This is a genomic window from Mycobacterium sp. ML4 (assembly GCF_054515735.1).
Window position 1 is genome coordinate 15,095 of the sequence record NZ_JBTNSY010000010.1, and the last position, 14,476, is coordinate 29,570.

Genomic DNA, 14,476 nt, shown 5'->3' on the forward strand with positions numbered 1-14,476 from the left:
GGACCATGCTATCGGGGAGGCACTCAAGGTGAGTTAACGCTGTCCGGGCCGAGGCACGCTAATCGGGCGTCCCCGGCGGCGACGAGGTGGTCGCCGTTCGTCACAGGCTGTGGGACACGAGGCTCGTGCGTCCGTTCGTGCGGGTTGATACCGCCCGCGTGAGAGCGATTGCTACCCGGGCTGACCGGAGTCAACCCGAACCTCGCATCAGGCCGCCGGCGGAAACGGCAGTGGTGGCGCGAACGGCTGGGTAACCACAGTCCCCCGTGCGCCGATTGTGCGCGGCTTGCCCACCGGCGCAAGGGTGTTGTCGACTTCGCAGAAGACTTTGTGGAACAAGCGCATGACGCGCGCCGGGAAATACCCCGACAACAGAATTGCAATGGTGATCAGGGCTGCGCGGCTGTCAACGTGGTGGACCTTGGTTGTCCTGAGGTAGCGCGTCGCGTACCGATAGAAATCGCGCGGAGAGTTCTCCACCCGCCGGCCGGACGCTCCCGCCACGAGTGCGGGCTCGTAGTCGATCGTGAAATTGTTCTTGAACAGGGTCAGAGCCAGGTCGATGTCTTCATGAAGTTGGTCTTCGAGATCCAGCCGGGTGAGGTGACGGACGGCGCGCCATGCCGAAGTCCGCATCGCCATATTCGACCCGAGCAGAAATCGCTGATCTTTCGCGTTTCGGTGCAACCAGCCCCGGACGGCGCGATCAAGCCGAAAGACCGGCCCCGGCAGCGGCATGTCGTAGTACCACACGGGGCCCGTCACCGCGTCGAGATCGGGGTCTCGAAAGCGGCGGCGCACCGTTTCGACCCACTGCTCGGGAAGCCGGGAATCGGCGTCGATTCGGCCGATGACGGTGCTGCTTACGTTGTCGAATCCGCGATCGCGGGTCGGCGCAATGCCTTGATAGTCGGCCTGGCTCAACACCTGGATGGCGATGTGAGGATTTTCGCTTTGGAAACGGCGCGCGATTACTTCGGTGTCGTCAGTCGAGCGGTTGTTGACGACGATGATCTCGTCGGGAAGGGACGTTTGCCGGACGCAGGACTCCAGGCACTTGCGGATGAAGGGTTCCTCGTTATATGCGGGGACGACGATCGCCACGGAGGGTTCTTGTCCACCGGCTGACCGGTTTCGACGACTCGCCGAATACAGGATCTCGGTCATGGTCCCGACCACCATCTCCATTGCCGTCAGTGCCGATGTCCTCGGCACGGTGCGGCGCCGGATGCCCGGGTTGGATCAGCGAACCAGCACCGCACCAGTCAATATTCGACACTAATGCAATGATTTGTCAAGGCTATTATTCATTGCGGCGACTATAACTGGATGACCATATTTTTCGGGAGCCGCGCCCTCATGGCTGACCGGGCTTGAGCCGCACAAACAAGGCCTCGGCTTCGGTCAACAGCCGGTCGCCGTCGCGTAACCGGCCGGACACGAAGATCTTGCGTCCCTCGTCGCGGTCGATCCCGGCGTCGAATTGCAGCTCTTGTTCGATCGGCACGATGTTGCGGTAGTCGATCTTGAGATACGCGGTGCGCTGACGGCGGCTGCCGGTGAGCACCGACGCCGTCAAACCGAGCACCGTGTCGAACAGCATGCCGAGCGAACCGCCGTGCACCGCGCCGTTGCGCCCGAGGTGAAACCGGGCGAATCGTGCCCAGCCCGCGATGCGGCCGTCGTCGGTCTTGTGGGCACTCATCGGCACCGTCAATACGTTGCCGCGCATGGGCAGGTCCATGCGGCGGCCCGATGGCGACTGCCATTCGTCAGCGTCGTACGGCGCCAGCAGCGCTGAGAGTTCCTCCAGCTTGTCGGCGGCCGCTGTGATCACCTCGTCGGGGGCGTCGACGGCTCGGGCGTGATCCTGCAGCGCGCGCACCGCGTCGATGAACCTGCCGTAGTCCGGCCCGCCCCTGTCGGTCGGTTCGGGCGGGTTGAAGCCGCCGCCGGGGTGCTGCTGAGGGTCGGCTGCCATCAGAACACCGTATTGGCCTGCCAGAACCGGTAGTTCGGGGGTGCGCGGTCGCTCGATGCGAGCCCGCGACGCTCAATCAGGCTGCTGCGCGGCGCCGGCGGCCGACAGTGCCTCGAATTCCTCGTCGGTCAGCTCGATGTCGGCAGCGGCGACGTTCTCCTCCAAGTGCGCCACCCGCGAGGTGCCCGGGATCGGAATCATCACCGGCGACCGCTTGAGCAGCCACGCGAGAGCGAGTTGTGACGGCGTCGCGTCGTGGGCGGCGGCGATCTTCTGCAACGGACCGTCGGGCGCGGCGAGCGGTCCCGATGCCAGAGGAAACCAGGGAATGAAACCGATGCCCTGGGTGGTCGCGACATCCAGTAGCGGTTCGGCGCCCCGCGATGTCAGGTTATACATGTTCTGCACCGAGACAATCGGCGCGATCTCGCGAGCGGCGTTGAGTTGGTCGACATCGATCTCGGACAGCCCGATGTGGCGGATCTTGCCTTCGCCCTGCAGTGTCACCAACTCACCGAGTTGGTCAGCCAGCGGGAAGTTGGAGTCGACGCGGTGCAGCTGAAACAGGTCGATGGTGTCGACGCCGAGCCGCCGCAGGCTCATCTCACATTCCTGCCGCAGGTAACTCGGATTGCCCAGGGGCACCCAGACATTCGGACCCGTGCGCAGCAGACCGGCCTTGGTGGCGATCACCAGGCCGGAATAGGGGTGCAGCGCCTCGCGGATGATCTCCTCCGAGACATACGGGCCGTAGGAGTCGGCGGTGTCGATGAAATTCACGCCCAGTTCGACGGCGCGGCGCAACACCCGCACGCATTCGCCGCGATCGGCGGGCGGCCCCCAGACCCCGTCTCCGGTCAGCCGCATCGCGCCGAACCCGAGCCGATTGATCGTCAAGTCGCTGCCGAGTGTGAATGTTCCCGTTGCCTGTAGAGCCACGATTTTGACGGTACCGCCTGACCGGAAGAACCGCTGCACACAGATCACCCCCCTGGTTCGACGGGCCGCACGGCAGACCCGGCCGGCGGCAGACGTGGCAAGCTGGGGTGGGTGGACCTGGACGCACTTGCCCGCCAGCAGCTGACCTATCAGGAAGTGGGCGCGACGGCGGCAGACCAACTACCGCCGGGCTACCGCCATTTGAGCGTATCGGCACAGATCGGCGCCGGACGGCAGCGATTCGAAGAGGCGGCCAACGCTGTCATGCACTGGGGTATGCAGCGCGGCGCCGGGCTGAAGGTGACCGCCAGCTCGGAGACCGTCGCGGTCTCTACCGTGGTGGTCGTCGGGATGTTGGGCGTGCTGCGCGCCCCGTGCCGGGTTGTGTACGTGATCGATGAACCCGACGAGCGCGGCTTCGCTTACGGCACACTTCCCGGCCATCCGGAATGCGGCGAGGAGCGCTTCGCCATCCGTTACGATCCGAAAACCTCCGCGGTGTACGCCGAGGTTTCGGCGTTCTCGCGTCCGGGGACCTGGTGGAGCAAACTCGGCAGACCGTTCGCCGCGGTCGCCCAGCGGGTGGCCGCCAAGCGGTACCTGCGCGGCGTCTGAGTCACTTACCCCGAATCTCGCTGAGACGCAGCACCATTGGGCCGTGCATCAGCCCCAGCGCGCCAACAGCTGCTGCGCACCGGTGCACATCGTGCCGATGACCTCGGCTGCCGGGGCGTCGTCGCGGACCATCCCTACACTCTGGCCGGCGTCGACCGGATTCAGCGGTTGCACGCAGGCGACCGGGTCGGCCGCCAGTGACTCCTCGCGGCCCGTCCAGCGCGTGACGAACTCGTCGGCCAACACCCGCGACGGGTACCTCTGCGGCCACGGCAGACCGGCGGCGACGTCGAACACCCGGGTGACCCGGGTGTCGGTGGCGGCCGCGCCGATCATCGCCTGGCGGGCCGGCTCGCCGGTCAGAGCCTCCGGGCAGGCCGCCAGCCGGGTGCCCACCCACGCCCCGCTGGCTCCGGCGGCCAGCACGGCGGCCAGGCTGCGCCGAGGCGATTCCACCACCGGCCAGCACCGGCACCGACACCGCGTCCAACACCACATCCAGCAACGGCAGGGTCGCGAGCCGCGTCTCGCCGTGACCGCCGCCTTCGGACCCGCGCGCCACCAGGATGTCAACACCGGCATCCGCCGCACGGCGGGCACCCGGGGCGTCGTAAACCTGTATGGCAGTGGCGATCCCGGCGTCGCGTGCCAGAGCAACCCAGGACCAGTCGGTGCCGAAGCTGACCGACAGCAGTACCGGTTGGGCGGCAAGCGCGTCGTCGAGCAGGCCGCGGCTCCTTCTCATCACCCAGTCCACCAGACCGATGCCGAACCGCCCGCGCACGTGCCGCAATTCGGCGGCCAGCGACGCCCGTGTTGAGGTGCTGCCCATCCCGACCATGCCCAGACCGCCGGCCGCGCTCACCGCGGCCGCCAGCCTGCCGCCCGCGACGCCGCCCATCGGGGCGTTGACGATCGGCACCCGCAAACCGAAGTCCCGCGACCAGGACGTGGCAAGCACGTTCAGTGCGAGGCGCCCGGCTGGGACTTCAGCACGGTCAGTATCACCACCGAGTCCTGCACCGCGTGCAGCGCGTGCCGTACCAGCGGGATCGCCACGTAATCTCCGGCCTTCCCGTCCCACACGTCCGCACCGGCGGTCAGGCGTACGTGACCCTGCAGCACCTGCAGGGTCGCCTCACCGGGACTGTCGTGCTCGGCGAGGTCGTGGCCCGCGAGCAGGGCCAGCACGGTCTGGCGCAGTTCGTGAGTGTGGCCACCGTGGATGGTGTGAGCGGCGCGGCCGCTGTGCGTCGTGCGTGCCTCGGCCAGCTTCTCGGACGCCAGGTCGTTCAGCGAAATGGATTCCATGGCACCTCATCTCTCAGCTGTTCAGTAGCAGTATCCCCGCCACAATTAACGCCACCACCTTGACCACCTCTAAACCGACGTAGGCGTAGTGAGCGCGCGAGCGCGGTGCATCCAGCCCGGCGAGCACCTCATCGGAACGACGGGTCAACCGCGGACGCACCGCGAGCAGCTGCGCGGCCAGGGTGACCGCTGCCACCGAGAAGGCCACAATGATCCGCAGCGGGGTCGGGCCGGCCACCAGGAGAGCACCGATTATCAGGGCGAACGCTACTTCCACGGTGTTGAGCGCACGAAAGACCAGCCGGCCGATACTCAACCCGATCTGCAGCGTCACATTGGGTGCCCGAAACTTCAGCGGGGCCTCCAGGAACGAGATTGCCAGCACCATACCGAGCCAGATGAACGTGATGGCCACTTCGACGGCTGGTCCGGCGTTCACCGCGCGGCTCCTGCCGGAGCGAGGTGCGCCAGGCACAAGTCAGGCTCGACGAACGGTTCCAGCCGGTCGACGGTCACCGGCGCGGCCCACGCTTCCAGGGCTCCGCGCATGAGCCCGAGGTGCACCGGGCACACCACACTGGACTGCCGTTCGGCGAGTTCGAGGAACGGGCAGTGCCGGAGCCCGAGCTGCTGCTTGCCGTCAGAGTCCCGCAGCTCGGGTTCGAAGCCCAGGTTGTCAAGCACCCCGATCAGGTGTCCGATGGACTGATCGGCAACCGGGTAGGCCCCCGGGGATCCCAGCCGCTCACCCCAGGACCGCCCGGCGGCGACCGCCAGGGAACTCGAATTCCGTTTGCCGGCAAGGCTGATGGCCAGAATCTCGGCGAGTAAGCGGTACTGCCGCGTCCCGTCGCGGTCCATCTGTGGCACCACCTGGAACATCAGCGGCGGCCGTCCGGGACCGCGGCGGTGCGGACCCACACGTTCGACTTTGCCGTCGCCGACCAAGCCGTCCAGGTGGAAACGCACGGTGTTCTGGTGGACGCGCAGCATGCGGGCGATCGCGGCGATGCTCAGCGGCACGCGGGATGCGCGCAGAATCCGCAGCACCTCGCGACGTCTACCGGTGGCCCCTGGTTGATCAGGCTCCGACATGACGGGTCACCCACCCTTTCCGAGCTCGTGCGGCACGAGCAGTTTTGCACAAGTCACATTGCAAAAACCCGGGATGGCTGCAACCCTACAGTTCACCGCCAGCCCGGATTGACAGAGCGACAGGGACGATGTTGATGACCGCCCACCCGGAACCCCTTCCCCAATCGGACCGGGACGACGCGCACGTCCCGGGGCATTGGCTGCTGGCACGGTTGGGCAAGCGGGTGCTGCGCCCCGGCGGCGTGGAAACCACCCGTACCCTGCTGGCCCGGGCCGAAGTGGCCGACGCCGATGTGCTCGAGCTGGCCCCGGGGCTGGGCCGGACCGCCGCCGAGATCATCGCCCGGGGTCCTCGCTCCTACGTGGGCGCGGAAGCCGACCCGGACGCGGCCAACCGGGTACGCGGCCTGCTGGCGGGCCACGGTGAGGTCAGGGTCGCCGACGCGGCGCAGACCGGGTTGCCGGACGCCAGTGCGGACGTCGTGATCGGCGAGGCGATGCTGACCATGCAGAGCGATGCCGCCAAGCACGCGATCGTCGCCGAAGCCGCGCGGGTGCTGCGTCCGCGAGGCCGCTATGCCATTCACGAACTCGCGCTGACACCTGATGATCTGCCCGTGGAGATCAAGACCGACATCCGGCAGGCACTGGCTCGCGCAATCAAGGTCAATGCGCGTCCGCTGACGGTGGCGGAGTGGTCGGAGCTGCTGGGCGGCCATGGACTGGTGGTGCAGCATGTCGCGACGGCGCCGATGGCCCTGCTCCAGCCGAGACGGGTGCTCGCCGACGAGGGCCTCTGGGGGGCATTGAGATTCGGCAAGAATGTGCTGACCCACCCGGAAGCCCGCAAGCGGGTAATGGCGATGCGAGACACCTTCCGCAAGCACCGTGAGCGCCTGGCCGCGGTGGCCATCGTCGCGCAGAAGCCGGGTTAACCGGCGAGTGCCCGTCGAGCCCGCAGCAAGCTCTCGTCGATAAGTCTGTCGATCGCGCCGAAGTAGGTCGACGACGGCGACCTACCCGTCAGATCCGCGATCGCCAATTGCTCACCGAGAACATCTGCGGCGGAGAGGTTTTCAGCCATTCGTTCGACATGCACCCGCAGGCCGGAAAGCAGTTCGTCGCATTGGGAGGCCGCCACCACTGTGCGCCGTGCCAACGTCCGCAGGGTGTCCCACTCGACATGCCAGGCGCCGTCGGGACGCTCGTCGTTGGCCAGTGCGGCGGCGGTGTGCAGTGTTGCCGCCAACGGCGGAGCCGCCACCGCGGCGCGCCGGATCAAGATCGACAGCACGGGATTGCGCTTGTGCGGCATGGACGACGACCCGCCGCGACCGTCGACGGCGGGTTCGCTCAGTTCGGCGATTTCAGGCCTGGCCAGGGTGACCACGTCGGAGGCGATGCGGCCCCAACTGTCGGTGCATGCAACCAACGCGTCGGCCGCAACCGTGATCGGTGCCCGTGCGGTGTGCCAGGGCGGGCGGAAGTCGAGTCCCAAAGTCGTTGCGGCGCTGCGCGCTACACGTTCAGCGACCGCAATGGGGTCAGCATCGCCGGGGCGCAACGTCGCCAATTCCACCATGGCCGAACAGGTTCCGGCGGCGCCACCGAACTGTGCGGGGGTGGACACTGTGTCCAGCCGGGCCAAGGCATCGAGAACAGCGTTGAGCCAGCCGGCCGCTTTGACGCCGAACGTGCTGGGCGCGGCATGTTGAGTCAGGGTGCGCGCGACCATCGGCGTCATCCGGTGCGCGGCGGCAAGGTCGGCCAGCGCGGAGATCTGGCTCAGCAACTGGGTTCGGAGTTGGTCGATGACGGCCCGCAGGGCCGCCATCAGGGCGGTATCGACGACGTCCTGGCTGGTCAGTCCACGATGGATCCATGGACCCAGTGCCGGCACCGCACGCTGACGCAGCAGTGTCACCAATCCGATCACCGGGTTGCCGCCGTTCTCCGCGGTGACGGCGAGCCGCTCGCAGTCGTGCTCCGTCACCAGCGACTTCAGGTCCACCCGTGCCACCGGTGCCAGTTCGGCCGCGGCCAGCGCACCCAGCCATGCCGTCTCCACTGCGACCATCGACTGCAGCAGCGCCCGGTCGGTCATGTGGTCGCCGGCGCGTTCGTCACCGGGCCAGAGCAGGTTGGTCACCGCCGATCGCCCCGGTATGCCAGGAACACGGTCTCCTGGGGCCCCTGCAAGTGCACATCGAAACGGTATCGCGTTCGGCCCGAGCCGTTGTCGGCGACGCAGCGCATGGTCGCCCGGCGCCGGGGGTCGACCGCGGCCAGCGCCGGATCGTTGTCCAGGTCGGTCTCGGGCAGGTAGGCGCGGGTGAAAAGACGATCCGTCAAACCCCGTGCGAAGACGGTGACCGCGAAATACGCCGCGCGGCCGGCACCAGTCGGACCCGGAGTCACCGTGGTGAAGCCGTAGTGCCCGTCGGCGTCCGTCGCTGCCCTCCCCCAGCCGGTGAACGTCCAACCGTCGCGTCGCAGGGACCCGGACGCCCGCGGAATCCGGCCGGCGCCGTCGGCCTGCCAGATCTCCACCAAGGCGTCGGGCACCCCGGCGCCGGCCCCGTCGAAAATGGTGCCGCACAATTCAACAGCGCCCGGGAAGGCGTCACAGACCAATTCGTTACCGCGCGCGAACGGCAGGCCGATACCGAAGAACGGTCCGATCGTTTGTCCTGCGGTGCAGTGATATTGGGTCATCGCAGCACAATGTCCCAACGGTACCCCATCGCGTACTCGGGTTCGGTGACGCCGTGGTCGTAGTGGGCGATCAGCAGTTGCCGCGCCGCGGGATCCAGGACCGACTGAAAGATCGGGTCCAGCGCGAGCAGCGGATCACCGGAAAAGTACATCTGGGTGACCAGTCGCTGGGTGAAAGCCGTTCCGAATAACGAGAAGTGGATGTGCGCGGGTCGCCAGGCGTTGCGGTGGTTACGCCAGGGGTAGGGCCCGGGCTTGATGGTCCTGAAGCGGTAGCAGCCGTCGGGTCCGGTCAGGCAGCGACCGGCGCCGGTGAAGTTGGGGTCGAGCGGCGCCGGGTGCCGGTCGCGTTCATGCCGGTAGCGGCCGCTCGCGTTGGCTTGCCAGATCTCCAGCAACTGCCCGGGGACCGGACGGCCGGAACCGTCGATCACCCGCCCGGTCACGATGATGCGCTCGCCGATCGGTTCCCCCGGGTGGCCGGCTGTCAGGTCGGCGTCGAGCGGGTCGACGTCCTGATGACCGAAACAGGGTGCCCACCGCTCGATCTCGTCGGGGTCGACGGCCAGCAACGGATTGCTCGGGTAGCGAAGGATGCTGCTGCGATAAGGTGGATAGTCCAGGCGCGGCATTGCTTCAGCCTCGCCACTTGACTGGTAATCGGCCGCGATGATGGCCATCTCCGCCGAGATGTCACGTTGCGACGCGACGGGCTTCGATGCGGCCTCCACGTAGCGTGAGGCTACTCGCCGACTTCCGATTTCGGCCCTATTCCTGAGCGAGTTCGTCATACGTCACACGCTGGGCGGCAGCACCGCCAGTCCAGGTGCATCCGGCACACGTCGGTCGCCCTGGAGCAGACCGATACCCTTGGCCCCATGCCGAGCGACTACGTCTACGACCAGGGCTACGCCGACGAACGGACCCGGCTGGCCGCGATCGAGAGCCTCTGGGATCCGGGCACCCGGGCGCTGCTGGCCGAGCTCGGCCTTCGCGCGGATGAAAAGCCCTGGCGCTGTTTGGAAGTCGGCGCCGGCGGCGGATCTCTCCTGCACTGGATGACCGGTCGCGGGGCCACCGTGGTAGCCGTCGACATCGACACCCGTTTTCTCGATTCACTCGCCGACGACGACATCGAGGTCAGGTGCCTCGACATCCGCACCGCCGACCTGCCCGAGGGCGAGTTCGACCTGGTGCATGCCCGGCTGGTGCTCGAGCACCTGCCGGAACGACGCCAGATTCTGGACCGGCTGGCGGCGACGCTACGCCCCGGCGGTTGGATGGTGATCGAGGATTTCGACTGCACGGCGTTGGGCTTCGATCGAGACGACCCGCTGTTCGAACGGGTCAGAGAGGCGATCCTCGAATTCAGCCGACGTGCCGGTTCCGAGCCGTACTACGGGCGACGCGTCGTCGCCGACATGGCCGACGCCGGACTGACCGAGGTTCGGGGCGAGGGCCGGGCTAAGGTCATCGATTCACGCACAACGGGTTTCGACTTCTTTCGGTTGTCCTTCGAAAGCTTGCGCGCAGCCGTGGTGGAAGCCGGGTTGCTCTCGCGCGAAGACGCCGACGCAGCCGCGGCGCGGTTCGGGGAGGACATCCGCGTGCACACGCCGGTCATGATGGCCGGAATCGGCCGGCGCGCCCCGGGTTAGATCGCCTTCAGCAGCGTCGCCTTGCCCCTGGTACGCAGCTTGTGCAGCGACGAACCGCGCAGCTGTGCGATCCGCGCGGCCATCTTGTTCCCGAGTTGCTCCAGTTCGGCGTCGGTGATCTGTACCGGCGGGGGCGCCGGAATCATGTCGCGTTCCTCCTCGTCCGCATGGGCCTCGAGGACGGTCTTGAATGTGTTCCACTCGTCGAGGTAGCCCGGGGCACTCTGCGGAGTGCGCAACAGGACACCCAGCTGGTCGACCACCTGGCGGTGCTCGGCATGGGCTATCGCGATCAGCTCACTGGCCGCCGACAGTGCCGGGTAGTAGAGGTCATCCTCGATGCGGAAATGAATGTCGAGCTCCAACAGCATCTCGTCGAAAAGCTCGTGCCGTTCCTGGCTGTTCACCGGTGCCTCACTGACCTTGCGGCCCAACCCTTTCAGCACCACATGATGTTCCCTGAGTACTTCGTAGGCGTTCAATGGGCTACTCCGCGCACTTCTACTGTTCCTTCCACCAATCGGGCCTCGTAGCGCGGCAACGGCGTCGCCGCGGGACCGCGCAACACTTCACCGGAATCCAGCGCGAATCGTGAACCGTGCCAGGGACATACGATCCGCCCGCGATCGATCCAGCCGTCAGCCATCGGCGCCGCCAGGTGTGGACAGAACTCGCCGAAGGCCGATACCTCTCCGGGTCCGGTCTGGCACACCACCAAGCCCACGCCGTCCACCTCGACGCGGACCGGCTTTCCGTTCAGCGCGCCGGCAGGCAGCACCGGCGTCCACTGCCTGGTGCGGAGCCGGTCACCGGACTGGTCGACTCCGATACCGGATTCGAAAACCAGGGCACCGCCCAGATATCCGCCGCCCATCGTGATCGCATAACCCAACGCGGACAGCGCCATGGCCCGCAATCGGCGGCCCCGGCGGCGGTCGTGCCAGGACACGGCGTACAGCAGCGTCGCGAAGGTGTTCACCGCACCGTGCACCAACCCCACGCGCCGATCTTCCTCGTGGGTGTGCTGCCAGTCGGACACACCGGTGACGGCCGAGCCGACACTCGCCAGCAGCCCCAATTCCAGGGAGTGCGACGCGATCTGCGCGGTGTTCCGGTCGGCGGCGGGGCGCCGTCCGGGCACCAGGCTCAGGGCGTCCAGGGCCACCGTCGTTCCCAGCGCCCCACTGGCCAACGACGCCAACGGCGGATGCACCGGGTGTCCCAGCCAGACACCGTTGAGCACGTTCATCACCCGGTCGCGTGCGGGGCCCCACGCATTGAGAGCCAATGCCAACACATGCTCGAACCGGTAACTGGGCCGATCGAGCCACTCCTGCCGCGCGACCCTGGCCACCACCCGCGGACCGAGCCTGCGCGTACGCCCCTCCGCTGTCGCAACGACCACCCGAAGTCCCCCTTCCGGATCAGCGACATGCAGTCCCATTCACCCGCTTCACGCCGCATTGCCAGAATTCCCCTCGCGCGCCGCGGTGTGAATGTGAGCCGGCTGTGAATTGCCCAACGAGCTGCTGTGGGCCCGTGCCAGGACCTGACACCGGTTTTCGCCAAAGCCAAGACATGCTCGCGCGCAACATGATGCACTTGCCCGGCTCTCGTGCGGGGTATCGAGCCCGCCGACTCGGAGGAAAGGTCGCAAGTGTCGTTTGTATTCGCGTTGCCAGCAGTGCTGGAGACAGTGGCCACAGACCTGGCGGGCATCGGCTCACGGTTGAGTTTCGCCGGCGACGCCGCCGCGGCTCCGACCACCGCGCTGCTGGCCGCCGCCGAAGACGACGTTTCGGCGGCGATCGCGGCGGTGTTCTCCGGCCACGCGCAGGCCTATCAGACGCTCCGCACGCAGTCGGAGGCTCTTCATCAAACGTTCGTGCGGTCGTTGACCGCCGGCGCGGCCGCTTATGCCGGAGCCGAAGCCGCCAACGCCGAGCCGCTGCGGACGCTCCTGGATGTGGTCAACGCGCCGGTGCTGTCGCTCACGGGACGCCCGCTTATCGGCAACGGGGCCAATGGAGCCCCCGGAACGGGCCAGCACGGTTCACCGGGCGGATGGCTGATCGGTGATGGCGGGGCCGGCGGGTCGGGCGTCGTCGTCGACGGACCCAACCTGACCGGCGGCACCGGCGGAAGCGGCGGGGCCGCCGGCCTCATCGGCCTCGGCGGGGCCGGCGGAGCCGGTGGCAACAGCACCGGCGGCAACGGCGGGGCCGGCGGTAACGGCGGTGCCGGCGGGTTCCTGTGGGGACAGGGCGGAGCCGGTGGTTTGGGCGGCTCGGCGCTGGGCGGCAACGGCAACGGCGGCAACGGTGGCGTCGGCGGCGGCGCGGGCCTGTTCGGCGCGGGCGGGGCGGGGGGCAACGCCGGCGACGGCGTGCTGTTCGGCCTCAACGGCGGCACCGGCAACGGTGGTACCGGCGGCGCCGGGGGCAGCGGAGGACTGCTGTATGGCCAGGGCGGTGCCGGCGGGGCCGGTGGAACGGGGCTGATCGGCGCCGGCGGCGGCGGCGGGAACGGCGGTAGCGCCGGGTTGCTGTTCGGCAACGGCGGTTCGGGTGGCGACGGAGGATTCGGCGCCGTCGCCGGCGGTAGCGGCGGTGACGGCGGCACCGCCAGCCTGCTGGCATCCAACGGCGGAGTCGGGGGCGCCGGCGGGGTCGGCAACGCTACCGGCGGCGCCGGCGGGAACGGCGGGCGCGCCCTGCTGCTGGGCAACGGCGGGATCGGCGGCACCGGCGGCGCCGCCCTGGCCGGAGGTATCGCCGCGTCCGGCGGAGATGGCGGCTGGGGTGGGGCGTTGTTCGGCAACGGCGGCGCGGGCGGCGCCGGCGGGCAGGGCGTGACGTCCGGCGGCGCCGGCGGGGCAGGCGGAAACGCCGTCTTGATCGGCAACGGGGGCAACGGCGGCAACGGCGGCACGGGCCCGGCACCGGGCGGCACCGGCATCGGCGGTAGCAGCGGCTTGTTGCTGGGTGCCGATGGGTTCAACGCGGCGCTGAACAACTCTCCCGTGCACGTCTTGCAACAACAGACGCTCAGCATGGTCAATGCGCCCTTCGAAGCGTCGCTGGGGCGCCCACTGATCGGTAACGGCCTGTCCGGAGCGCCTGGGAGCGGCCAAAACGGCGCGGCCGGCGGAATCCTGCTCGGCGACGGCGGCGCCGGCGGATCCGGCGGCGTCGGGGCCAACGGCGGGGCCGGTGGGGCGGCCGGACTCTTCGGTACCGGCGGGGCGGGCGGCGCCGGCTGGGGCTCCACCGGCAGCGCGGCCGGAGGCAATGGCGGCGCCGGCGGCGCCGGCGGTTGGTTGTTCGGTGATGGTGGGACGGGCGGTTCCGGAGGATTCGTGGTCAGCACGGCCGCAACCCTCGGCGGTGCGGGCGGAGTCGGTGGTGCCGGTGGGTTGTTCGGCGGCGGTGGACACGGCGGCGCCGGAGGCGGCGGTTTCGGTGGAACGAACGCGATCGGCGGCGCGGGCGGCACGGGCGGAACCGGCGGGCTGCTCGCAGGTTTGGTCGGAGCCGGGGGTGGGGACGGCGGGGCCGGTGCGTTCGGCCTCAAGAACGCCGGTTCCGGCGGCGCCGGTGGCAACAGCGGAATGCTGTTCGGGTCCGGTGGCGCGGGCGGTGTCGGTGGAACCTCGACCCTTGGTGACGGCGCCGCCGGCGGCCACGGCGGTAGCTCCGGCTTGGTGTTCGGCTCCGGCGGTGACGGCGGTCAAGGTGGGTTCAGTTACAGCGGCGACGGCGGGGCCGGCGGAAACGGTGGACAGAGCGCACTTGTGGGCTCCGGCGGTGCCGGCGGGATGGGCGGAAGCGGTTACGGCTTCCCCGGCGGAACCGGCGGAACGGGCGGGACCGGTGGGCGGGCCGGCCAACTGTTCGGTGCAGGAGGCGCCGGAGGTGCGGGTGGTTACGGAACTGCCAACGGCGGCGCAGGCGGAGCCGGTGGCAACGCCGTGCTGATCGGCCCCGGGGGCAACGGCGGCAACGGCGGCACGGTGACGGGCGCCCCCGCCGGGCCCGGCGGAGCCGGTGGAAAGCGCGGTCTCCTCCTGGGTGCGACCGGAAACAACGGCCTGGCATAGCGGTTGATGGCCGCCCGCTCCCATTGACCCCGGAATACCCAAGCCAGCATTCTCTATGTGAAG

General features: G+C 68.6%; 15 protein-coding genes and 1 pseudogene. 4 read left to right on the forward strand and 12 right to left on the reverse strand.

Annotated elements, in window-relative coordinates; all coding sequences use genetic code 11:
• Window positions 1-207 precede the first annotated feature (207 nt).
• The 3 genes from ACX9NE_RS12980 to ACX9NE_RS12990 form a co-directional block, all read right to left on the reverse strand.
• Complete coding sequence (locus tag ACX9NE_RS12980; protein WP_459370727.1) at window positions 208-1,188, reverse strand: glycosyltransferase family 2 protein; 981 nt, start codon at window positions 1,186-1,188, stop codon at window positions 208-210.
• 169 nt (window positions 1,189-1,357) lie between these two features.
• Entirely contained in the window at window positions 1,358-1,981 is a 624-nt protein-coding gene (locus tag ACX9NE_RS12985; protein WP_459362134.1) for a PaaI family thioesterase, read from the reverse strand.
• A 72-nt stretch (window positions 1,982-2,053) separates the two neighbouring features.
• Window positions 2,054-2,923 carry an aldo/keto reductase gene (locus tag ACX9NE_RS12990; RefSeq protein ID WP_459362164.1) on the reverse strand — a complete coding sequence of 290 codons (870 nt, stop codon included), beginning with the start codon at window positions 2,921-2,923 and terminating at the stop codon, window positions 2,054-2,056.
• 108 nt (window positions 2,924-3,031) lie between these two features.
• Between ACX9NE_RS12990 and ACX9NE_RS12995 the strand changes: the two genes are divergently transcribed.
• Window positions 3,032-3,535: a DUF1990 domain-containing protein gene (locus tag ACX9NE_RS12995; RefSeq protein ID WP_459362133.1), complete on the forward strand. Its 504-nt coding sequence runs from the start codon at window positions 3,032-3,034 to the stop codon at window positions 3,533-3,535.
• A 48-nt stretch (window positions 3,536-3,583) separates the two neighbouring features.
• Here ACX9NE_RS12995 and ACX9NE_RS13000 read toward each other — a convergent pair.
• From ACX9NE_RS13000 to ACX9NE_RS13015, 4 genes and pseudogenes are all read right to left on the reverse strand, one after another.
• Window positions 3,584-4,496: pseudogene (locus ACX9NE_RS13000) on the reverse strand (NAD(P)H-dependent flavin oxidoreductase).
• 2 nt (window positions 4,497-4,498) lie between these two features.
• Window positions 4,499-4,846: a cupin domain-containing protein gene (locus ACX9NE_RS13005; protein WP_459362132.1), complete on the reverse strand. Its 348-nt coding sequence runs from the start codon at window positions 4,844-4,846 to the stop codon at window positions 4,499-4,501.
• Between the two features lie 13 nt (window positions 4,847-4,859).
• The gene (locus ACX9NE_RS13010; protein WP_459362131.1) at window positions 4,860-5,285 is read right to left on the reverse strand and encodes a hypothetical protein; all 426 of its coding nucleotides are present in this window, start codon (window positions 5,283-5,285) and stop codon (window positions 4,860-4,862) included.
• Window positions 5,282-5,941: a helix-turn-helix transcriptional regulator gene (locus ACX9NE_RS13015; protein ID WP_459362130.1), complete on the reverse strand. Its 660-nt coding sequence runs from the start codon at window positions 5,939-5,941 to the stop codon at window positions 5,282-5,284. The genes ACX9NE_RS13010 and ACX9NE_RS13015 overlap by 4 nt, the downstream gene beginning before the upstream one ends.
• A gap of 134 nt (window positions 5,942-6,075) precedes the next feature.
• Here ACX9NE_RS13015 and ACX9NE_RS13020 point away from each other — a divergent pair, with 134 nt between their 5' ends.
• Window positions 6,076-6,876, forward strand: coding sequence for a class I SAM-dependent methyltransferase (locus ACX9NE_RS13020; RefSeq protein WP_459362129.1), 801 nt, complete (start codon window positions 6,076-6,078; stop codon window positions 6,874-6,876).
• Here the strand turns inward: ACX9NE_RS13020 and ACX9NE_RS13025 are convergent.
• From ACX9NE_RS13025 to pcaH, 3 genes are read right to left on the reverse strand one after another with little or no spacing between them, the layout of a single operon-like run.
• On the reverse strand, window positions 6,873-8,090 hold the full coding sequence (locus ACX9NE_RS13025; RefSeq protein ID WP_459362128.1) for a lyase family protein: 1,218 nt from the start codon (window positions 8,088-8,090) through the stop codon (window positions 6,873-6,875). The two genes, ACX9NE_RS13020 and ACX9NE_RS13025, sit on opposite strands and share 4 nt — an antisense overlap.
• Window positions 8,087-8,656: a protocatechuate 3,4-dioxygenase subunit alpha gene (gene pcaG, locus ACX9NE_RS13030; RefSeq protein ID WP_459362127.1), complete on the reverse strand. Its 570-nt coding sequence runs from the start codon at window positions 8,654-8,656 to the stop codon at window positions 8,087-8,089. The genes ACX9NE_RS13025 and pcaG overlap by 4 nt, the downstream gene beginning before the upstream one ends.
• On the reverse strand, window positions 8,653-9,336 hold the full coding sequence (gene pcaH, locus ACX9NE_RS13035; RefSeq protein WP_459362163.1) for a protocatechuate 3,4-dioxygenase subunit beta: 684 nt from the start codon (window positions 9,334-9,336) through the stop codon (window positions 8,653-8,655). Before pcaH ends, pcaG begins: the two co-directional genes overlap by 4 nt.
• Before the next feature lie 198 nt (window positions 9,337-9,534).
• Here pcaH and ACX9NE_RS13040 point away from each other — a divergent pair, with 198 nt between their 5' ends.
• Window positions 9,535-10,314 (forward strand): class I SAM-dependent methyltransferase, encoded by a 780-nt coding sequence (locus ACX9NE_RS13040; protein ID WP_459362126.1) that lies wholly within the window; start codon window positions 9,535-9,537, stop codon window positions 10,312-10,314.
• Here the strand turns inward: ACX9NE_RS13040 and ACX9NE_RS13045 are convergent.
• Both ACX9NE_RS13045 and ACX9NE_RS13050 read right to left on the reverse strand, forming a co-directional pair.
• Entirely contained in the window at window positions 10,311-10,796 is a 486-nt protein-coding gene (locus ACX9NE_RS13045; RefSeq protein ID WP_459362125.1) for a hemerythrin domain-containing protein, read from the reverse strand. The genes ACX9NE_RS13040 and ACX9NE_RS13045 overlap by 4 nt on opposite strands.
• Window positions 10,793-11,719 (reverse strand): Rieske (2Fe-2S) protein, encoded by a 927-nt coding sequence (locus tag ACX9NE_RS13050; protein WP_459362124.1) that lies wholly within the window; start codon window positions 11,717-11,719, stop codon window positions 10,793-10,795. The genes ACX9NE_RS13045 and ACX9NE_RS13050 overlap by 4 nt, the downstream gene beginning before the upstream one ends.
• A gap of 252 nt (window positions 11,720-11,971) precedes the next feature.
• On the opposite strand from ACX9NE_RS13050, the gene ACX9NE_RS13055 reads away from it, so the two are divergent.
• Window positions 11,972-14,413 carry a PE family protein gene (locus ACX9NE_RS13055; RefSeq protein ID WP_459362123.1) on the forward strand — a complete coding sequence of 814 codons (2,442 nt, stop codon included), beginning with the start codon at window positions 11,972-11,974 and terminating at the stop codon, window positions 14,411-14,413.
• Window positions 14,414-14,476 lie beyond the last annotated feature (63 nt).